The sequence below is a fragment of the Cupriavidus sp. 2TAF22 genome, from assembly GCF_052115045.1.
Classification (GTDB): domain Bacteria; phylum Pseudomonadota; class Gammaproteobacteria; order Burkholderiales; family Burkholderiaceae; genus Cupriavidus.
In genome coordinates this window covers 1-16,814 of sequence record NZ_JBFRFX010000019.1, presented here as the reverse complement: position 1 = coordinate 16,814, position 16,814 = coordinate 1, and the positions used below count along the sequence as shown (strand labels likewise).

The following is a 16,814-nucleotide window of genomic DNA, read 5'->3' as shown; positions in this document are numbered from 1 at the left end:
CTAGCCCGTACCGACCCGGCTTTAGCGCAAGGTCAAATTACCCTTGAAATTCGCTTTCTTCAGCAGGGACTCATATTGCTGCGACATGACATAGGACTGGACCTGGGCCATGAAGTCCATCGTGACGACCACGATGATCAGCAGCGAGGTTCCGCCAAAATAGAACGGAACGTTCCAGCGCAGTACCAGGAATTCCGGCAACAGGCAGACCAGTGTGATGTAGATCGCACCAGCCAGCGTCAGACGCACAAGGATCTTGTCGATGTAGCGCGTCGTCTGCTCGCCCGGACGAATGCCCGGAATGAAGGCACCGCTTTTCTTCAGGTTATCCGCCACTTCACGGCTGTTGTACACCAGAGCCGTATAGAAGAAGCAGAAAAATACAATCGCAGCAGCGTACAGCAGGATGTAGACCGGCTGGCCCGGCGACAGCGTTGCCGCCAGGTCCTTGATGAACCGGCCTGCAGCGCCCGTCGAGTCAGACGTGAACCAGCCCGCGATGGTCGCCGGGAACAGGATGATCGACGATGCGAAGATCGGCGGAATCACCCCTGCCATGTTCAGCTTCAGCGGCAGGTGCGACGACTGACCGCCGTACACCTTGTTGCCGACCTGACGCTTGGCATAGTTCACCAGGATCTTGCGCTGGCCACGTTCGACGAACACCACGGCGAACGTCACGCCGGCGATGATCGCGACAATCAGGATCGACGCGATGATGCTCATGGAACCAGTGCGAACCAGTTCGAAGAGACCGCCGATCGCGTTGGGCAAGCCCGCCGCGATACCGCCGAAAATGATGATCGAAATGCCGTTGCCCAGACCCCGCTCGGTGATCTGCTCACCCAGCCACATCAGGAACATCGTGCCGGTCACCAGCGTGATCACCGCCGTAGCCCGGAACATCAGACCCGGGTCGATCACCAGGCCGGGCTGAGACTCCAGCGCGACCGCGATCGACAGCGCCTGGAAGGTGGCCAGGACCACCGTGCCGTAGCGCGTGTACTGCGTGATCTTGCGTTGACCCGCCTGCCCTTCCTTCTTCAGCGACTCCAGCTGCGGCAGCACGATCGTCAGCAATTGCATGATGATCGACGCCGAGATGTACGGCATGATGCCGAGCGCGAAGACGGTAAAGCGCGACAGCGCACCGCCCGAGAACAGGTTGAACATCCCGAGGATGCCACCCGACTGACTCTGGAAAAGCTTCGCAAGCTGTTCCGGATCGATCCCCGGCACCGGAATATGCGCTCCGATGCGGTACACGATCAGGGCCAGCACCAGGAACATCAGCCGGCGCTTGAGGTCGCCGTACTTCGCCGTGTTCTTGGCTTGCGTGCTTGCATTGGGTTTCGCCGTGGCCAAACGATGCTCCGACTGTGACTCGCCTATGCTGCGAAATCAGCTGCTAAATTACGCCGCGATCTGACCGCCGGCGGCTTCGATCGCAGCCTTGGCGCCAGCGGTGGCACCCAGACCCTTGATCGTCACCTTGCGGGTCAGCTCACCGGCCTTGATGACCTTGGCGCTCTTGATCAGATCGCCCACCAGGCCAGCCTGCTTCAGAACCAGCAGATCCACTTCGGCAGCTTCCAGACGCTCGATGTCGCGCAGGCTCACCTCGGCGGTGAATTCCTTCGTCAGCGAGGTGAAGCCACGCTTCGGCAGACGACGATACAGCGGCATTTGACCGCCTTCGAAGCCGACCTTGTGGAAGCCGCCCGAACGCGACTTCTGACCCTTGTGACCACGACCGGCAGTCTTGCCCAGGCCGGAGCCGATACCGCGGCCGACGCGACGCTTGGCGTGCTTCGAACCGGCGGCCGGTTTCAGGTTGTTCAGTTGCATCTTGCTCTCCGTGTCCTGTATCAGGCCAGAACCTTGACCAGGTACGACACCTTGTTGATCATGCCGCGCACGGCGGGCGTGTCCTGCAGCTCCGACACCGAGTTGATGCGGCGCAGGCCCAGGCCACGGACGGTGGCGCGATGATCCTCACGCGTGCCGATCAGGCTGCGCACGAGTTGCACTTTTACGGTTTGTTGCGACATTTCGTCCGACTCCTTAACCGAGGATGTCTTCAACCGACTTGCCGCGCTTCGCGGCGATCTCGCCGGGCGTGCTCATCTTCTGAAGACCGTCCAGCGTGGCGCGAACCATGTTGTACGGATTGGTCGAGCCGTGCGACTTGGTCACCACGTTGGTGACGCCCATCACTTCGAAGATCGCGCGCATCGGGCCGCCGGCGATCACGCCGGTACCTTCCTTGGCCGGCATCATCAGCACCTTGGCGGCGCCGTGCTTGCCCACGACTTCGTGTTGCAGCGTGCCGTTCTTCAGCGAGACCTTGACCATCTTGCGACGGGCTTCGTCCATTGCCTTCTGAACTGCCACCGGCACTTCCTTGGCCTTGCCCTTGCCCATGCCGATGCGGCCATCGCCGTCACCAACCACAGTCAGCGCAGCGAAACCGAGAATCCGGCCACCCTTCACCACCTTGGTGACGCGGTTGACCGAGATCATCTTCTCGCGGAGGCCGTCGTCGCGTTCGTCCTGCTGGACTTTTGCTTGCATTTTTGCCATGACGTATCTCTCTATGTGCGCTTAGAACTTGAGACCGGCTTCACGCGCAGCGTCAGCCAGAGCCTTCACGCGACCATGGAAGCGGAAGCCGCCGCGATCGAACGCAACGGTTTCCACGCCGGCAGCCTTCGCCTTTTCGGCGATGCGCTTGCCAATCAGGGTCGCGGCGGCGGCGGTAGCACCGCTGCCAGTCAGTTCCTTGCGCACTTCTGCCTCGACGGTCGAAGCCGAAGCCAGCACTTGCGTGCCGCACGGCGAGTAGACCTGGGCGTAAATATGCGAATTCGTACGGAACACGGTCAGACGATTGATCTTCATCTCCGCGATCTTGGCGCGGGTCTGACGTGCACGGCGCAAACGAGCGTCTTTCTTGTTCATGATTGCACCCCTTACTTCTTCTTGGTTTCCTTCAGGATGACGCGCTCGTCCGAGTAGCGAACGCCCTTGCCCTTGTAGGGCTCAGGCGGACGGTACGCGCGAACTTCCGCGGCAACCTGACCGACTTTCTGCTTGTCCGCACCCTTGATGATGATCTCGGTCTGCGTGGGCGTTGTCGCCGTCACGCCTTCCGGCATCGCATGGATCACGTCGTGCGAGAAACCAAGCTGGAGCTTCAGCGCAGCACCTTGCAGCTGGGCACGGTAGCCCACGCCGACCAGGTTCAGCTTGCGCTCGAAACCGGTGGTCACACCCTTGACCATATTGGCCACCAGGGCGCGCATGGTGCCCTGCAGTGCGTTTGCTTCGCGCGATTCGTCGGCCGGGGCGAAGGTCAGCGTGTCGTTTTCGACCTTGACCTGCACCAGGCTGTGAATCGGCTGCGTCAGCGTGCCGAGCGGGCCCTTCACGGAGAGCACGCCAGCCGCCACATTGACTTCTGCGCCTTTGGGCAGCGCGATGGGAGCCTTACCTACACGGGACATGGTTACTCCTTACGCGACGTAGCAAAGAACTTCGCCGCCCACGCCAGTGGCACGTGCCTTGCGGTCGGTCATCAGACCCTGCGGGGTCGAGATGATCGCGACGCCCAGGCCGTTCATCACTTGGGGAATGTCGCTGCGGCCCTTGTACACGCGCAGACCGGGCTTCGAGACGCGCTCAATGCGCTCGATGACCGGACGGCCGGCGTAGTACTTCAGACCGATGCTCAGTTGTGCCTTGCCGCCTTCTTCCTTCACGGCGTAGTCGTCGATATAGCCTTCGTCCTTCAGGACCTTGGCGATTGCCACTTTCAGCTTCGACGACGGCATGACAACCGACGCTTTCTGCACGCCTTGGGCGTTGCGGATGCGCGTCAGCATATCGGCGATAGGATCGCTCATGCTCATACTGTTTCTCCTGTAGCCTGTGCGTAATTACCAGCTGGCTTTCGTCAGACCCGGGATTTCGCCACGGAAGGCGATTTCACGGATCTTGTTACGCGCCAGGCCAAACTTGCGGAAGGTACCGCGGGGACGACCGGTGATCGCGCAGCGATTGCGCTGACGGGTCGGGTTCGCGTTGCGCGGGAGCTGTTGCAGCTCCAGACGTGCGCCATAACGCTCTTCTTCCGACTTTTCCTGATCGTCAATAATGGCCTTGAGGGTTGCGCGCTTGTCGGCATACTTTGCCACGAGCTTGGCGCGCTTCTTCTCACGTTCAATCAGAGCCAATTTAGCCACGGTAACCCCTTAATTGCGGAACGGGAACTTGAATGCGCCGAGGAGTGCCTTGGCTTCCTCGTCATTCTTCGCCGTCGTCGTGATGCTGATGTTCAGACCACGCAGTGCGTCGATCTTGTCGTACTCAATTTCGGGGAAAATGATCTGCTCTTTCACACCGATGTTGTAGTTGCCACGACCATCGAACGAGCGGCCCGACACACCACGGAAGTCACGCACGCGGGGCAGTGCCACGGTGACGAAACGATCCAGGAATTCGAACATGCGCTCGCCACGCAGCGTCACCATCGCGCCGATGGGATAACCCTGGCGGATCTTGAAGCCGGCGATTGCCTTCTTGGCCTTGGTCACCACCGGCTTCTGACCGGCGATCTTGGTCAGGTCGCCCACGGCCAGCTCAATGACCTTCTTGTCATTGATGGCTTCGCCAAGGCCCATGTTCAGGGTGATCTTGGTGATGCGCGGCACTTCCATGACCGACTTGAAACCGAACTGTTCGATCAGCTTCGGTACGACCTGTTCTTTGTAAAACTCTTGCAGACGTGCTGTCATGCTCAACTCCTATCCTTGCCCAGAATCAAGCTGCCACGACGGCGCCGGTGGTCTTCAGCACGCGCACGCGCTTGCCGTCTTCCACCTTGATGCCGACGCGCGACGGCTTGCCATTGGCATCCACGAGCGCAACGTTGGAAATATGCAGCGGCATGACCTTGTCGACCACACCACCAGTGGTGCCCAGCATCGGGTTCGGACGTGCGTGCTTCTTGGCAACGTTCACGCCGTCAACCACGACCTTGTCGCCGAGCATGGCTTGCACGGTACCGCGCTTGCCCTTGTCTTTGCCGGTCAGGACGATGACTTCGTCGCCTTTGCGAATCTTGTTCATGGCGGCTCCTTACAGCACTTCCGGCGCGAGCGACACGATCTTCATGAAGCGCTCGGTACGGAGTTCACGAGTCACCGGCCCGAAGATACGGGTGCCGATCGGCTCGAGCTTGGTGTTCAGCAGGACAGCGGCATTGCTGTCGAACTTGACGAGCGAACCATCAGCGCGACGCACGCCCTTGGCGGTACGCACGACGACGGCATTGTAAATATCGCCCTTCTTCACGCGACCGCGCGGCGCTGCGTCCTTGACGGTCACCTTGATGATGTCGCCCACGCTCGCATAGCGGCGCTTGGACCCACCCAGCACTTTGATGCACAGTACTTCGCGCGCACCAGTGTTATCGGCCACTTCGAGCCGGCTTTCTGTCTGAATCATGGTGTTATCTTCCCAACTTAATCCACCGGGCAACGCCCGCCGGTCAGTCTTGGTCCCGTCGGTCTCCGGCTTTGCGCCAGCAACCGTTTGGGTTGATCAACTTTGAAGTCGGTAGTTACCAGGCGGCCTGAACATGGTTAATCAGGAGCCGCTCGGCCTAGGTTCGCTCAGTCAATTCGCCGGGGTGATACAGCTAAGGCGAATGCAACAAAGCGGAAGTCCAGGATTATAGCACATAACCCTGGACTCGCAAGTCAACCGCAAACCTTGTGGTTTTTAGATGACGCGCGCAGCTTCGACCAGACGGGAAACCACCCAGGACTTGGTCCGCGAGAGCGGACGCGATTCCTGGATCTCGACCTTGTCGCCTTCCTTGTACTGGTTGGCTTCGTCGTGTGCGTGGTACTTCTTGGAACGCAGCACGTACTTGCCGTACAGGGGATGCTTGACGCGGTTTTCGATCAGGACCGTGACGGTCTTGTCCATCTTGTCGCTAACTACACGGCCGACCAGAGTGCGGCGAAGCGACGATTCCGTTTGTGCAGTTTCAGTCATTTCGTGGTCGCCTTCTCGTTCAGCACGGTTTGCACCCGCGCGATGTCCTTGCGCACCTTCTTCAGCTGGCTGGTGTTCTGCAGCTGTTGGGTGGCCTTTTGCATGCGCAGGCTAAATTGGGCCTTCAGCAGCTCGGAGAGCTCCTGGTTCAGCCCTGCGGCATCTTTGCCGCGAAGTTCGGATGCTTTCATCCCTGCTCTCCTTACGTCCCGACCTGGCGCACCACGAAATTGGTGGCGATCGGCAGCTTGGCAGCTGCGAGGCGGAACGCCTCACGTGCCAGCTCTTCCGTCACGCCATCCATTTCGTACAGCATCTTGCCCGGCTGGATTTCTGCCACGTAGTATTCCGGATTGCCCTTACCGTTACCCATACGGACTTCGGCGGGCTTCTTCGAGATCGGCTTGTCCGGGAAAATCCGGATCCAGATGCGGCCGCCACGCTTGATGTGACGGGTCATCGCACGACGTGCCGACTCGATCTGGCGAGCCGTCAGACGGCCACGGCCCATTGCCTTCAGGCCGAATTCACCGAAAGACACGGCGTTGCCACGGGTAGCCTTACCCGTGTTGCGGCCCTTCTGCTCCTTGCGGTATTTTCTGCGCTTAGGTTGCAGCATCGTTATTCTCCACTCTTCGCATCTGCGCCAGGCCCAGCGCGGCGACCGGCACCGGCACCAGCACCACCGCGGCGGTTGCCGCCCGGACGGCCTTCGCCTTCACGGCGGCGGCCTTCGGGACGACCCGGGCGACGGCGACGTTCGTCTTGCGGCTCTTCCACCACCGGCGCGTCGTTGCGGCCGAGGTGATCACCCTTGTAGACCCACACCTTGACACCGATGATGCCGTAGGTGGTTTCTGCTTCGGAGAAGCCGTAGTCGATGTCGGCGCGCAGGGTGTGCAGGGGCACACGGCCTTCGCGATACCATTCGGTACGTGCGATTTCGATGCCGTTCAGACGACCGGCGCTCATGATCTTGATGCCCTGGGCACCGAGGCGCATCGCGTTCTGCATCGCGCGCTTCATGGCGCGGCGGAACATGATGCGGCGCTCGAGCTGCTGGGTGATCGAGTCGGCGATCAGCTGCGCATCGGTTTCCGGCTTGCGGATTTCCTCGATGTTCACGTGCACGGGCACACCCATGCGGCGTTGCAGCTCAGCCTTGAGCAGTTCGATGTCCTCGCCCTTCTTGCCGATGACCACGCCCGGACGCGAGCTATAAATGGTCAGGCGTGCATTGCGGGCGGGGCGCTCGATGACGACGCGGCCAACCGAAGCGTTCTTGAGCTTCTTCTTCAGAAACTCGCGAACTTCGATGTCTTCCTTCAGCATGCCGGCGAACTTCGTGTTGTTGGCGTACCAACGCGAAGCCCAGTTACGGCTGACGGCCAGACGGAAGCCAGTCGGATGAATCTTCTGTCCCATCGTGACTCCTTAGTTGCCGAGCGTCACAGTGATGTGACAAGTTTGTTTCTCGATGCGGTTGCCGCGGCCCTTTGCTCGTGCCGTGAAACGCTTGAGCGAGGTTGCCTTGTCGACGAAGATGGTCTTGACCTTCAGTTCGTCGATGTCGGCGCCTTCGTTGTGCTCGGCGTTGGCGATGGCCGATTCGACCACCTTCTTCACGATCCCTGCAGCCTTTTTCGGGCTGAACGTCAGGACGTTGAGCGCGCGCTCGATCGGCAGACCGCGGATCTGGTCGGCGACCAGGCGAGTTTTCTGGGCGGAGATGCGGGCACCGCGATGAATCGCTTTCACTTCCATGATGGCACCTTACCTCTTCGCTTTCTTGTCAGCCGCGTGGCCCTTGAACGTACGCGTGAGCGCAAATTCGCCGAGCTTGTGGCCGACCATGTTTTCCGAAACGTACACCGGCACGTGTTGACGGCCGTTGTGGACGGCGATCGTCAGGCCGATGAATTCCGGCAGAATGGTCGAGCGACGCGACCAAGTCTTGATGGGCTTCTTGTCCTTGCCGCCCGTGGCCGCTTCCACCTTTTTCAGCAGGTGGGCGTCACAGAACGGACCCTTTTTTGCGGAACGTGTCATGTCTAGGCTCCTACCTACCGATTAACGCTTATGGCGGCGCTGCACGATCATGCTGGCAGTGCGCTTGTTGCTGCGGGTACGGTAACCCTTGGCCGGGGTACCCCACGGCGAAACCGGGTCACGACCAGCAGCGGTCTTGCCTTCACCACCACCGTGCGGGTGGTCCACCGGGTTCATCACAACGCCACGCACCGTCGGGCGGATACCGCGCCAACGGGTTGCGCCGGCCTTGCCGATGACGCGCAGGCTGTGCTCTTCGTTGCCGACTTCGCCAATGGTGGCACGGCATTCGATGTGCACGCGACGCACTTCACCCGAGCGCAGACGCACTTGAGCGTAGATGCCTTCACGAGCCAGCAGCACGGCGGAACCGCCGGCGGCGCGGGCGATCTGGGCACCCTTGCCAGGCAGCATTTCCACGTTGTTGATCGTGGTACCGACCGGGATGTTGCGGATGGGCAGGTTGTTACCAGCCTTGATCGGCGCTTCCGAGCCGTTCATCAGCGGCTGGCCAGCTACCATGCCCTTCGTGGCGATGATGTAGCGGCGTTCGCCGTCGGCGAACAGCACCAGCGCGATATTGGCGCTGCGGTTCGGATCGTATTCCAGGCGCTCGACCTTGGCGGCGATGCCGTCCTTGTCGTTGCGCTTGAAGTCGACCACGCGGTAGTGGTGCTTATGACCACCGCCCTTGTGGCGGGTGGTGATGTGACCGTTGTTGTTACGGCCCGACTTCTGGAATTGCTTTTCCAGCAGCGGAGCATGGGGCGCGCCCTTGTGCAGGTTGGGGTTAACAACCTTCACCATGGAGCGACGGCCCGGGGACGTCGGCTTGGTCTTGACGAGTGCCATGATTACTTGGCCTCCGCTTCAAAATTGATTTCCTGACCCGGCTTGAGCGAAACGTAAGCCTTCTTCACGTGGTTGCGACGCCCCATGAAGCGGCCAAAGCGCTTTTGCTTGCCCTTTTGGTTCAGGATCTGAACGGACTGCACCTCGACCTTGAACAGCAGTTCGACCGCCGCCTTCACGTCTGCCTTGTTGGCATCGCGAGCGACTTCGAACACGACTTGTTCGTTCTTGTCGGCGACCAGGGTTGCCTTTTCGGAAACCACCGGGGCGAGCAGCACCTGCATCAAACGATGATCGTTCTTGGCTACTTGCGTCATTTCAGCAACTCCTCGATCTGCGCGACGGCTGCCTTGGTCACCAGCACCTTCTTGTAGTGCACGAGCGACAGCGGGTCAGCCTGGCGCGGCTCGACAACTGCCACGTGCGGCAGGTTGCGCGAAGCCAGGTAGAGGTTTTCGTCGAGGCTGTCGGTGATGATCAGCACCGAGTCCAGGCCCATGGCCTTGAACTTGTCGGCCAAGAGCTTGGTCTTGGGCGCATCGACGGTGAAACCTTCCACCACGTTGATACGACCTTCACGTGCGAGCTGCGAGTAAATCGAGCGCATGCCGGCACGGAACATCTTCTTGTTGACCTTCTGCGTGAAGTTCTCTTCCGGCGAATTCGGGAAGATGCGGCCGCCCCCGCGCCACAGCGGCGAGGAAGACATACCGGCACGAGCACGGCCCGTACCCTTCTGACGCCACGGCTTCTTGGTCGTGTGCTTGACCTCTTCACGATCCTTCTGCTTACGGTTACCGCTGCGAGCGTTGGCCTGGTAAGCGACGACGATCTGGTGAACGAGGGCTTCGTTGTAGTCACGGCCGAAGACTTCGGGCGAGGCGTCAACGCCTGCGCCGACTTGGCCATTGTCCTGAAGGAGCTTGAGTTCCATTGATTCGCTCCTTAAGCTTTGGCTTTGGCCTTGACGGCCGGGGTCACGATGACCTTGCCGCCCTTGGAACCGGGGATCGCGCCCTTGACCAGCAGCAGCTTGCGCTCTGCGTCGATCTTGGCGATTTCCAGGTTCTGGACGGTGCGGGTGACGTCACCCAGGTGGCCCGTCATGCGCTTGCCGGGGAACACACGGCCCGGATCCTGCGCCATACCGATGGAACCCGGCACGTTGTGCGAACGCGAGTTACCGTGGGTGGCACGACCGGATGCGAAATGGTGGCGCTTGATGGTACCGGCGTAGCCCTTACCGATGGTCACGCCCTGGACGTCGATCTTCTGACCGACTTCGAACAGGTCGACCGACAGCGAACCGCCAGTTTGCAGTTCGCCAGCCTTAGCGGCATCGATACGGAATTCGCGGATGATTTCGCCAGCTTCGACACCGGCTTTGGCGAGGTGACCCGCCAGCGGCTTGGTGACGCGGCTAGCGCGGCGTGCGCCGAAAGTGACTTGAACCGCGGTATAACCGTCGGTCTCGTCCGTCTTGATTTGCGTCACGCGGTTGTCGCCGACCTCGACCACGGTAACGGGAATCGAATCACCGTCGTCCGTGAAAATACGGGTCATGCCAACCTTGCGACCTACAAGGCCAAGGCTCATGGTTTGCTCCATTCCCAGCTGCGATTGGCCGGGGCTGATTGATACACGAAAACTGTGTGTTTGCAGTACAAGGGCTTGCGCTAAAGAAGACTGCGCATGGCCAAAATGGCCAGCCCGATTACCCATAGACAAACGGGTAGCCTTACACTATATCCGACTGGTTTGGAAAGAGCAAGAGTTTGAGTGGGAGGTAGTGACGGTGCGCGGGGCTGCGTGTTGCTTTATGGCGTTTTCCCGCTCTTTTGCCGTCGGATCGCGGCGCGATTGTGCTGCTTTCGCTCCTCACCGGCTCCGCGTTGCGGGGTTCGCGCCGCGGATGGCCCCGGTCCGGGCCTCCCATCGCCGCCGGCGATTCCCCAAGGGTCTTACGGCCCGACCCTGACGAACTCGCCGCCATAGAACACCAGTGGGTCCCCCTCCCCCACCTCAAACCCTTCGACCGCGCCCACGATCAGCAGGTGATCCCCCACCGGATCGGCGCGCTCGACGCGGCAGGCAAGCGTGGCCAGCGCTTCTTCCAGGTACGGCACCCCGCGCTCGCAGCACCGGTGCGCGATGCCCGCGAACTTGTCCTCGGCCGGCGTCGCGAAGCGGCGCGCCAGTCCCCCCTGCCCTGCGCGCAGGATGCTGACGCCGAAACTGGCGCCAGCGGCGAAGTGCGCGACATTCGGCGAATGCAGGGCCAGGCTCCAGAGGATCAGCGGCGGCGCCAGCGACAGCGAGGCGAAGGAGTTGATGGTAAGGCCGATCGGGCGGCCGCCAGCGCCGCGCGCGCCGATGACCGCCACGCCCGTCGCATAGCGCCCGCAGGCGCGCCGCAGGGCCCGGGGGTCGTGCATCGCTTGGGCGACCGCCATCTCACGCCGCCCTTGGCAGATGCCGGTCGATCAGTTGCTGGCAGGCTGTGGGATCCGCCCACCAGGGGAAGAAGTCCGGCGGATTGTCGAAGCCGTTGGCGATGCGCGCGGCCAGTGCCGGCGCCTGCCCGGCGGCGCCGAGCAGCGACAGGATATGCGGCGGCGGCGGCGTGAGCAGGGAGTTGGTCCAGTTCACCACGTCGCCGGCGTACTGCCAGTACCGCGCGAAGGTCTGCTCCATCCAGCCAGCATCGAAGGCGCGCTCGCCGTGCGTGACGATGGCGTCGAGGTAGACCTTGCAGCACTTGGCGGCGTTGTTCGAGCCCTGCCCGGTGATGGGATCGTTGACTACCACCGCGTCGGCCATGCCGAAGACCAGCTTGCCGGATGGCAGCGTCATGACAGGATGGCGCACGGTCGGCGTGAAGCGGCCGGCCAGGATGCCCTGCTCGTCGGTCAGCGTCACCGCCTCGCAGCGTTGCGCCTCCCACGGCAGCCACGTGCGCAGGATGCGCAGGCTTTCGGCGAGGTGCTGCTCCGGGGTGCGGGCTTCGGCCCAGCGATCCATCGGGCCGCCCGGCACGCCTTCGAACACCATGATCTCGCAGGGCCCGCTGAGCGTCAGCGCGGGGAAGACGAAGTACTCGCCGATGCCCGGGATCAGGTTGAAGGCGACGCGCGAGTACGGGCTGCTGGGCCGCATGCCGTTCACATAGGTCAGCGCCAGCGCGCGCTGGGGCGCGGTGAAGGGACTGCGGGCGGGATCGCGCTCGAAGCGGCTCACGATCTCACCCTTGCCGGCGGCGAGCAGCACCAGGTCGTGCTCGCCTGCCAGCGCCTCCAGCTCGGCCACGCCGGCGTCGGCGATACGCAGGTCGCCGCCGCGCTGCGCGAAGGCCTCCATCCAGGCGGGCATCTTGAGACGCTGGTCCACTGCCAGTGCCGGACGCTCGAGGCGGGCGGCCCAGTCGATCAGCTTCGCACCGGGCTGCTCGGGGTGCGGCACCGCCAGGCCGATGCCTTCGACGGGCGGGCACGTATCGTCCCACCAGCCGAGCCCGAGTTCGCGCTCGCACTGCAGGGCGCGGTCGAACATGCACTGGCTGGACATGACTTTGCCCGCGCGGACCTGGTCCGGCGTGCGGTTGGTCATCAATGTCACCTGGTAACCCCGGGCCTGCAGGCCGAGGGCCATCTGCAGGCCGGACTGGCCGGCGCCCACGATGGCAATGCGTTGGCTCATGGCAATCTCCTCGATGCGGATAGCGCGCTTGGAATGACGGTCTGGATTGGCGGTCCGGCGCCGGCTCGTGCCGGCCGCCCTCGGGCTGCGTGGCGTCAGCCTGCGAGCCGTGGAATCGCGGGGACGTTCTGCTCCGGCCCCATCGCCGCGTAGCCGCCATCCACGGCATAGTCGGCGCCGGTGACGAAGCTGGCGTGGTCGGAGCAGAGGAACAGCACGACCTGGGCCACTTCGTCGGGCTCGCCGGCGCGGCCGAGCAGGTGGAAGTCGGCCGCCACGCGATCGGTGCGCTCGCGGTTGCCGCCGCTGACCTCGTCCATCAGCCGGCACCAGGTCCAGCCGGGCGAGACGGCGTTGACGCGAATGCCGTCGGGCGCGAGGTCCATGGCCATGCTGCGCGTGAGTTGCCGGATCGCCGCCTTGGAGGCGGGATAGAGCCAGCGCCCGGTCTGCGCCACATTGGCCGAGATGCTGGTGAAGTTGACGATGGCGCCGCCGCCGCGCTCGCGCATGACGCCGTGCACGGCCTGCGCCAGCATCACGCCGGATACGACGTTGACGTCGAGCGCGGCAAGCCAGTCGCGGCGGCCTGACCTGAAGCCGTCGTCGAGATAGGTACAAGCCAGGTTGACCAGGTAATCGATGCCGCCGAAATGCTGCTTCACCTGCGCCACCGCGGCACCGACCTGGACGTCGTCGGTGATGTCGGTGCGCACGAACAGCGCCCGTTCGCCGAGTTCTGCGGCGATGCGCTCGCCGCCGGCGGCGTCGATGTCGAGTATGGCTACCCGCGTGCCGGCCTGGGCGAAGGCCCTGGCCACGCCCGCGCCGATCAGGGTGGCGCCGCCGCTGACGATGGCGACCTTGTCCTGCAGTCCTTTCATGACGTTGTCTCCCGATGATGGGGCGTCGCCGCACAAGGCGGGCGCGCCCTTTTTGAAATATGAATACGTCGCGACGAGATCAGGATCCCTTCGAAGGCGGCGGCTACTTGCCTTCGCTCTCCTGCCAGCGCGCCATCAGCGTGTTCGACGGCAGCGTTTCATCGAGCAGCTTGCGCGCCGTTTCCACGCCGGCCACGGGCAGGCCCGCGGGATCGAGCTTGCCGATCTGCACCAGCACGCTGGCCTGGTCCCAGTAGATGTGCTCGTGATAAAGCTTGTCGCCGCGGAACTTGACGATGGCGATGAGCGGGACTTCCACCCGCTTGCCGGTCGGCGGCACGCCCGGAAGCATCCAGTCGATCTCGCAGGTATGGGTGAAGCAGAACAGCATCTCGTCGACGATCTGGCTGGCACCTACCGTGCGTGAGAGCGGGATCAGCGTGGTGTCGGGCGGATTGCTGTGGACGAAATGGTTCTTGTAGAAGCGCTTGAGCTGGCTGTGGCCCACGCCGCCGGTCATGGTCGGGATATGGTTGACGTAGGGCTGGGCCACCATCGTCGCCATGGTTGCGTCGACATCGCGGGTGGCGAATTCGTATTCGCAATGCTTGTCCCACAACGCCGAGAAGTCGTAGTACGGGCCCATCTCGGCGCGCAGCGCGCCGATCGAGCGCTGGTGCGCCATCAGCGCAGAGGGGCGGTCATAGTGCTCGCCGCCGGCGCGCGCGAAGGCGTGGTCGACGTCGGGGTAGACATAAAGCTCGATGCCGTCGCGGCCGCCCAGCGCGGCGCGGATCTGCGCCTGTGCCTCGGGTGGGCAGAAGCCGTCGCGCTGGGCGACATGCAGCACCAGGCGGCCCTTGATATGGCGGGCCTCATCCAGCGCGCGTTCGATGCCGACCCCGTAGTACGCTACCGCGCAAGCCACCTCGTCGAGCCGGCAGGCGGCCAGGTAGGCCAGCTTGCCGCCCAGGCAGAAGCCGAGCACGCCGGCATGCCCCGCGCATTCGGGGCGCGCGCGCAGCGCGGCAAGCGTGGCGCCGACGTCCTGCACGCCAAGGTCTTCGTCGAACCGCTGGTAGAGGCCGAGCGCGCGCTGGAAATCTTCGCCGCGCTCGTCCAGCTCGATGCCGGGTGCGAGGCGCCAGAACAGATCCGGGACCAGCACCGTGTAGCCCTCCTCGGCGTAGTAGTCCGCCACCGCTCGCATGGTGGCGTTGACGCCGAAGATTTCCTGGCACAGCACGATGCCGGGGCCCTTGCCCGCCGCGGGTGTGGCCAGGTAGGCGTTGAACGCACCGCTGCCGTCGGCGGCTTGGATCTGGATGGTCTGGCCCATGAGCTGCGTTCCTTTCTTGTCTTGTCGGGGGGTTGGGGCTGCCGTGCTGGATTCCATGATGGGATATCCGCACTGCAGCAAGCTAGCCGCCGGATGCAGCGGCTATCCGATTAGTGCAGGAAAATGCCGGCCCGGGCAAGGGACGCGCGAAACCGGGGCGCGGCGATCCACTATAGTGGTGCGAAGGAACCCGCCCGCGCGGGACCGTGGAGCCACCCCCAGCAACGGCGCGCACTGACGCCGAGGAGCGAGACAATGCCGCAGCCCCCCGCTGCCACGGCCGCCGAGCCGCTGGCAGGCGCCCTGCTGTCAGACCCAAGCCGGCTGGTCTTCGCCTCGACCGACCACGCGCGCACCCGTGCGGCGGTCGGCGCGGTCTTCAAACCCCACAAGCTCACCATTGCCGGCACCCTGCTGGCCGCGCGCATGCATCACGCGCCACTCGGCGCGGTATCGTTCAACCGGTTGTCCTACGGGGCCGAGGTCCGGATCGAGCCGGGCCCGCTCGAGGATTTCCTGCTGGTGCAGATGCCTGTCGCCGGGCATGCCGAGATCCGCTGCGGACGCCAGCACATCGTTTCCGACCAGGACACCGCCTCGGTGCTGACGCCCGCCGATCCGCTACAGATGCGCTGGAGCGCCGATAGCGACCAGCTGATCGTGCGCGTGGAGCGCGGCGCGCTGGAGCGGGTCTGCGCGGCCCACCTTGGCCATCGCCCGCAGCAGGCGCTGCGCTTCGAACTTGGCATGGCCTGGCGCCGCCAGGCATCCTGGTACCAGCTGATGCACTACCTGGCGGAGCTGCTCGCGCTGGCGCCGGACGCGGCGCGGCATCCGCTGACCGCCTGCCAGCTCGAGCAGCTCGTGATCGGAACGCTGCTGACGGTGCAGCCGAACAATCTCAGCGATGCGCTGCAGGCACGGGGCAAGCCGCTGGCGCCGCGCCATGTCAGGCTGGTGGAGGAATACATCCATGCGCATGCCCATGCGCCGCTGACGCCGGCGGTGCTGGCCGAGGTGGCCGGCGTCAGCCTGCGGGGCCTGTACGCGGGCTTCCGCGAGCATCGAGGCATCAGCCCCATGGCCTATCTGCGCGCGGTGCGGCTCGAGCGCGTCCGGCACGATTTGCTCAACGACAAGACCGTCGACTCGGTGACGGCGGCGGCGCTGCGCTGGGGCTTCAGCCACCTGGGGCGGTTCAGCGTGGAGTACCGCAAAAGCTTCGGCGAACCGCCGGGCCGGACCTTGCGGCGGCGCGGACCGCCGTAAGGGTGCGCAGCCGCGCACGGCACAGGAGCCCAAAAGCAAAAACGGCGAACCGAAGTTCGCCGTCTCTGTTGCCCGAGGCCGCCGGAGCGGCCTTGCGCGGAATGACTTTACACCTTGATTTCGACGTCGACGCCTGCCGGCAGGTCGAGCTTCATCAGTGCGTCAACGGTCTTGTCGGTAGGATCGACGATGTCCATCAGGCGCTGGTGAGTGCGGATCTCGAACTGATCGCGGCTGGTCTTGTTGACGTGCGGCGAACGCAGGATGTCGAAGCGCTGGATGCGGGTCGGCAGGGGCACCGGGCCCTTGACGATCGCGCCAGTACGCTTGGCGGTATCCACGATTTCGGCTGCCGACTGGTCGATCAGGCGATAGTCGAAAGCCTTCAGGCGGATACGGATCTTCTGGTTCTGCATGATATTTCCTTAAAAGAGCGATGGGCGCGAGCGCCCTGGAACATGGGAAAAGGCCAGCGGTATTGTACCGCCAGCCAGTTCCAGGAAGTTTTTTATCAGTCGAGGATCTTTGCCACGACGCCGGCGCCGACGGTACGACCGCCTTCACGGATGGCGAAACGCAGGCCTTCTTCCATGGCGATCGGGGCGATCAGCTTGACGGTGATCGACACGTTGTCGCCGGGCATGACCATTTCCTTGTCTTGT

Annotated in this window: 27 protein-coding genes and 1 pseudogene; 1 reads left to right on the top strand and 27 read right to left on the bottom strand. The window is 63.3% G+C overall.

Translation table 11 applies throughout. The features are described from left to right. Positions 1-21: 21 nt before the first annotated feature. The 25 genes from secY to AB4Z48_RS22230 form a co-directional block, all read right to left on the bottom strand. Positions 22-1,365, bottom strand: coding sequence for a preprotein translocase subunit SecY (gene secY, locus AB4Z48_RS22350; RefSeq protein WP_020203843.1), 1,344 nt, complete (start codon positions 1,363-1,365; stop codon positions 22-24). Positions 1,366-1,413: 48 nt separating this feature from the next. Next, entirely contained in the window at positions 1,414-1,848 is a 435-nt protein-coding gene (rplO, locus tag AB4Z48_RS22345) for a 50S ribosomal protein L15 (RefSeq protein ID WP_441617958.1), read from the bottom strand. Positions 1,849-1,868: 20 nt separating this feature from the next. Then, a complete protein-coding gene (gene rpmD / locus AB4Z48_RS22340; RefSeq protein ID WP_006160440.1) occupies positions 1,869-2,051 on the bottom strand; it encodes a 50S ribosomal protein L30 in 183 nt (60 codons plus the stop codon). Positions 2,052-2,064: 13 nt separating this feature from the next. Beyond that, positions 2,065-2,583, bottom strand: a complete 519-nt coding sequence (rpsE, locus tag AB4Z48_RS22335; RefSeq protein WP_006160449.1) for a 30S ribosomal protein S5 — start codon at positions 2,581-2,583, stop codon at positions 2,065-2,067. A 21-nt stretch (positions 2,584-2,604) separates the two neighbouring features. Next, positions 2,605-2,961 carry a 50S ribosomal protein L18 gene (gene rplR / locus AB4Z48_RS22330; RefSeq protein WP_441617956.1) on the bottom strand — a complete coding sequence of 119 codons (357 nt, stop codon included), beginning with the start codon at positions 2,959-2,961 and terminating at the stop codon, positions 2,605-2,607. Between the two features lie 11 nt (positions 2,962-2,972). Then, the gene (gene rplF / locus AB4Z48_RS22325; protein ID WP_441617954.1) at positions 2,973-3,506 is read right to left on the bottom strand and encodes a 50S ribosomal protein L6; all 534 of its coding nucleotides are present in this window, start codon (positions 3,504-3,506) and stop codon (positions 2,973-2,975) included. Positions 3,507-3,515: 9 nt separating this feature from the next. Continuing rightward, positions 3,516-3,911: a 30S ribosomal protein S8 gene (gene rpsH, locus AB4Z48_RS22320; protein WP_017225229.1), complete on the bottom strand. Its 396-nt coding sequence runs from the start codon at positions 3,909-3,911 to the stop codon at positions 3,516-3,518. Positions 3,912-3,938: 27 nt separating this feature from the next. Beyond that, positions 3,939-4,244, bottom strand: a complete 306-nt coding sequence (gene rpsN / locus AB4Z48_RS22315) for a 30S ribosomal protein S14 (RefSeq protein ID WP_035807814.1) — start codon at positions 4,242-4,244, stop codon at positions 3,939-3,941. Between the two features lie 9 nt (positions 4,245-4,253). Then, complete coding sequence (gene rplE, locus AB4Z48_RS22310; protein WP_441617951.1) at positions 4,254-4,796, bottom strand: 50S ribosomal protein L5; 543 nt, start codon at positions 4,794-4,796, stop codon at positions 4,254-4,256. A 25-nt stretch (positions 4,797-4,821) separates the two neighbouring features. After that, positions 4,822-5,130: a 50S ribosomal protein L24 gene (gene rplX, locus AB4Z48_RS22305; protein ID WP_441617949.1), complete on the bottom strand. Its 309-nt coding sequence runs from the start codon at positions 5,128-5,130 to the stop codon at positions 4,822-4,824. Positions 5,131-5,139: 9 nt separating this feature from the next. Next, positions 5,140-5,508 (bottom strand): 50S ribosomal protein L14, encoded by a 369-nt coding sequence (gene rplN / locus AB4Z48_RS22300; protein WP_017225233.1) that lies wholly within the window; start codon positions 5,506-5,508, stop codon positions 5,140-5,142. Positions 5,509-5,784: 276 nt separating this feature from the next. Further along, positions 5,785-6,063, bottom strand: a complete 279-nt coding sequence (gene rpsQ, locus AB4Z48_RS22295; RefSeq protein WP_020203849.1) for a 30S ribosomal protein S17 — start codon at positions 6,061-6,063, stop codon at positions 5,785-5,787. Next, positions 6,060-6,254 (bottom strand): 50S ribosomal protein L29, encoded by a 195-nt coding sequence (rpmC, locus tag AB4Z48_RS22290; RefSeq protein ID WP_020203850.1) that lies wholly within the window; start codon positions 6,252-6,254, stop codon positions 6,060-6,062. The genes rpsQ and rpmC overlap by 4 nt, the downstream gene beginning before the upstream one ends. Positions 6,255-6,265: 11 nt before the next feature. Further along, positions 6,266-6,682: a 50S ribosomal protein L16 gene (rplP, locus tag AB4Z48_RS22285; protein ID WP_006160465.1), complete on the bottom strand. Its 417-nt coding sequence runs from the start codon at positions 6,680-6,682 to the stop codon at positions 6,266-6,268. Between the two features lie 2 nt (positions 6,683-6,684). After that, positions 6,685-7,488: a 30S ribosomal protein S3 gene (rpsC, locus tag AB4Z48_RS22280; protein ID WP_441617947.1), complete on the bottom strand. Its 804-nt coding sequence runs from the start codon at positions 7,486-7,488 to the stop codon at positions 6,685-6,687. 9 nt (positions 7,489-7,497) lie between these two features. Then, positions 7,498-7,827, bottom strand: coding sequence for a 50S ribosomal protein L22 (rplV, locus tag AB4Z48_RS22275; RefSeq protein WP_020203852.1), 330 nt, complete (start codon positions 7,825-7,827; stop codon positions 7,498-7,500). Positions 7,828-7,836: 9 nt separating this feature from the next. Beyond that, positions 7,837-8,112 carry a 30S ribosomal protein S19 gene (rpsS, locus tag AB4Z48_RS22270; protein ID WP_420994480.1) on the bottom strand — a complete coding sequence of 92 codons (276 nt, stop codon included), beginning with the start codon at positions 8,110-8,112 and terminating at the stop codon, positions 7,837-7,839. Between the two features lie 21 nt (positions 8,113-8,133). Further along, the gene (gene rplB / locus AB4Z48_RS22265; RefSeq protein ID WP_441617944.1) at positions 8,134-8,964 is read right to left on the bottom strand and encodes a 50S ribosomal protein L2; all 831 of its coding nucleotides are present in this window, start codon (positions 8,962-8,964) and stop codon (positions 8,134-8,136) included. A 2-nt stretch (positions 8,965-8,966) separates the two neighbouring features. Continuing rightward, positions 8,967-9,281 carry a 50S ribosomal protein L23 gene (gene rplW / locus AB4Z48_RS22260; protein WP_006160473.1) on the bottom strand — a complete coding sequence of 105 codons (315 nt, stop codon included), beginning with the start codon at positions 9,279-9,281 and terminating at the stop codon, positions 8,967-8,969. Further along, positions 9,278-9,898, bottom strand: coding sequence for a 50S ribosomal protein L4 (gene rplD, locus AB4Z48_RS22255; protein ID WP_441617942.1), 621 nt, complete (start codon positions 9,896-9,898; stop codon positions 9,278-9,280). Before rplD ends, rplW begins: the two co-directional genes overlap by 4 nt. Positions 9,899-9,909: 11 nt before the next feature. Continuing rightward, positions 9,910-10,560, bottom strand: a complete 651-nt coding sequence (gene rplC, locus AB4Z48_RS22250) for a 50S ribosomal protein L3 (RefSeq protein WP_441617940.1) — start codon at positions 10,558-10,560, stop codon at positions 9,910-9,912. Positions 10,561-10,925: 365 nt separating this feature from the next. Continuing rightward, positions 10,926-11,417, bottom strand: a complete 492-nt coding sequence (locus AB4Z48_RS22245; RefSeq protein WP_441617938.1) for a flavin reductase family protein — start codon at positions 11,415-11,417, stop codon at positions 10,926-10,928. A gap of 1 nt (position 11,418) precedes the next feature. Next, on the bottom strand, positions 11,419-12,660 hold the full coding sequence (locus AB4Z48_RS22240) for a styrene monooxygenase/indole monooxygenase family protein (protein ID WP_441617936.1): 1,242 nt from the start codon (positions 12,658-12,660) through the stop codon (positions 11,419-11,421). Positions 12,661-12,755: 95 nt separating this feature from the next. Continuing rightward, entirely contained in the window at positions 12,756-13,544 is a 789-nt protein-coding gene (locus AB4Z48_RS22235; protein WP_441617934.1) for an SDR family oxidoreductase, read from the bottom strand. A 103-nt stretch (positions 13,545-13,647) separates the two neighbouring features. Beyond that, complete coding sequence (locus AB4Z48_RS22230; RefSeq protein ID WP_441617932.1) at positions 13,648-14,883, bottom strand: dienelactone hydrolase family protein; 1,236 nt, start codon at positions 14,881-14,883, stop codon at positions 13,648-13,650. Positions 14,884-15,138: 255 nt separating this feature from the next. Between AB4Z48_RS22230 and AB4Z48_RS22225 the strand changes: the two genes are divergently transcribed. After that, the gene (locus AB4Z48_RS22225) at positions 15,139-16,152 is read left to right on the top strand and encodes an AraC family transcriptional regulator (RefSeq protein WP_441617930.1); all 1,014 of its coding nucleotides are present in this window, start codon (positions 15,139-15,141) and stop codon (positions 16,150-16,152) included. 107 nt (positions 16,153-16,259) lie between these two features. On the opposite strand, the gene rpsJ is transcribed toward AB4Z48_RS22225, so the two are convergent. Together rpsJ and tuf are read right to left on the bottom strand one after the other, a co-directional pair. Beyond that, positions 16,260-16,568, bottom strand: coding sequence for a 30S ribosomal protein S10 (rpsJ, locus tag AB4Z48_RS22220; RefSeq protein WP_006160488.1), 309 nt, complete (start codon positions 16,566-16,568; stop codon positions 16,260-16,262). 95 nt (positions 16,569-16,663) lie between these two features. Next, positions 16,664-16,814 (bottom strand): annotated as a pseudogene (gene tuf, locus AB4Z48_RS22215) (elongation factor Tu); the annotation flags it as partial.

Bases quoted from the DNA above. Each gene is read 5' to 3' on its own strand.
- rplO (WP_441617958.1), bottom strand. From the start codon at position 1,848: ATGCAACTGAACAACCTGAAACCGGCCGCCGGTTCGAAGCACGCCAAG.
- rpmD (WP_006160440.1), bottom strand. From the start codon at position 2,051: ATGTCGCAACAAACCGTAAAAGTGCAACTCGTGCGCAGCCTGATCGGC.
- rpsE (WP_006160449.1), bottom strand. From the start codon at position 2,583: ATGGCAAAAATGCAAGCAAAAGTCCAGCAGGACGAACGCGACGACGGC.
- rplR (WP_441617956.1), bottom strand. From the start codon at position 2,961: ATGAACAAGAAAGACGCTCGTTTGCGCCGTGCACGTCAGACCCGCGCC.
- rplF (WP_441617954.1), bottom strand. From the start codon at position 3,506: ATGTCCCGTGTAGGTAAGGCTCCCATCGCGCTGCCCAAAGGCGCAGAA.
- rpsH (WP_017225229.1), bottom strand. From the start codon at position 3,911: ATGAGCATGAGCGATCCTATCGCCGATATGCTGACGCGCATCCGCAAC.
- rplE (WP_441617951.1), bottom strand. From the start codon at position 4,796: ATGACAGCACGTCTGCAAGAGTTTTACAAAGAACAGGTCGTACCGAAG.
- rplX (WP_441617949.1), bottom strand. From the start codon at position 5,130: ATGAACAAGATTCGCAAAGGCGACGAAGTCATCGTCCTGACCGGCAAA.
- rplN (WP_017225233.1), bottom strand. From the start codon at position 5,508: ATGATTCAGACAGAAAGCCGGCTCGAAGTGGCCGATAACACTGGTGCG.
- rpsQ (WP_020203849.1), bottom strand. From the start codon at position 6,063: ATGACTGAAACTGCACAAACGGAATCGTCGCTTCGCCGCACTCTGGTC.
- rpmC (WP_020203850.1), bottom strand. From the start codon at position 6,254: ATGAAAGCATCCGAACTTCGCGGCAAAGATGCCGCAGGGCTGAACCAG.
- rplP (WP_006160465.1), bottom strand. From the start codon at position 6,682: ATGCTGCAACCTAAGCGCAGAAAATACCGCAAGGAGCAGAAGGGCCGC.
- rpsC (WP_441617947.1), bottom strand. From the start codon at position 7,488: ATGGGACAGAAGATTCATCCGACTGGCTTCCGTCTGGCCGTCAGCCGT.
- rplV (WP_020203852.1), bottom strand. From the start codon at position 7,827: ATGGAAGTGAAAGCGATTCATCGCGGTGCCCGCATCTCCGCCCAGAAA.
- rpsS (WP_420994480.1), bottom strand. From the start codon at position 8,112: ATGACACGTTCCGCAAAAAAGGGTCCGTTCTGTGACGCCCACCTGCTG.
- rplB (WP_441617944.1), bottom strand. From the start codon at position 8,964: ATGGCACTCGTCAAGACCAAGCCGACGTCCCCGGGCCGTCGCTCCATG.
- rplW (WP_006160473.1), bottom strand. From the start codon at position 9,281: ATGACGCAAGTAGCCAAGAACGATCATCGTTTGATGCAGGTGCTGCTC.
- rplD (WP_441617942.1), bottom strand. From the start codon at position 9,898: ATGGAACTCAAGCTCCTTCAGGACAATGGCCAAGTCGGCGCAGGCGTT.
- rplC (WP_441617940.1), bottom strand. From the start codon at position 10,560: ATGAGCCTTGGCCTTGTAGGTCGCAAGGTTGGCATGACCCGTATTTTC.
- AB4Z48_RS22245 (WP_441617938.1), bottom strand. From the start codon at position 11,417: ATGGCGGTCGCCCAAGCGATGCACGACCCCCGGGCCCTGCGGCGCGCC.
- AB4Z48_RS22240 (WP_441617936.1), bottom strand. From the start codon at position 12,660: ATGAGCCAACGCATTGCCATCGTGGGCGCCGGCCAGTCCGGCCTGCAG.
- AB4Z48_RS22235 (WP_441617934.1), bottom strand. From the start codon at position 13,544: ATGAAAGGACTGCAGGACAAGGTCGCCATCGTCAGCGGCGGCGCCACC.
- AB4Z48_RS22230 (WP_441617932.1), bottom strand. From the start codon at position 14,883: ATGGGCCAGACCATCCAGATCCAAGCCGCCGACGGCAGCGGTGCGTTC.
- AB4Z48_RS22225 (WP_441617930.1), top strand. From the start codon at position 15,139: ATGCCGCAGCCCCCCGCTGCCACGGCCGCCGAGCCGCTGGCAGGCGCC.
- rpsJ (WP_006160488.1), bottom strand. From the start codon at position 16,568: ATGCAGAACCAGAAGATCCGTATCCGCCTGAAGGCTTTCGACTATCGC.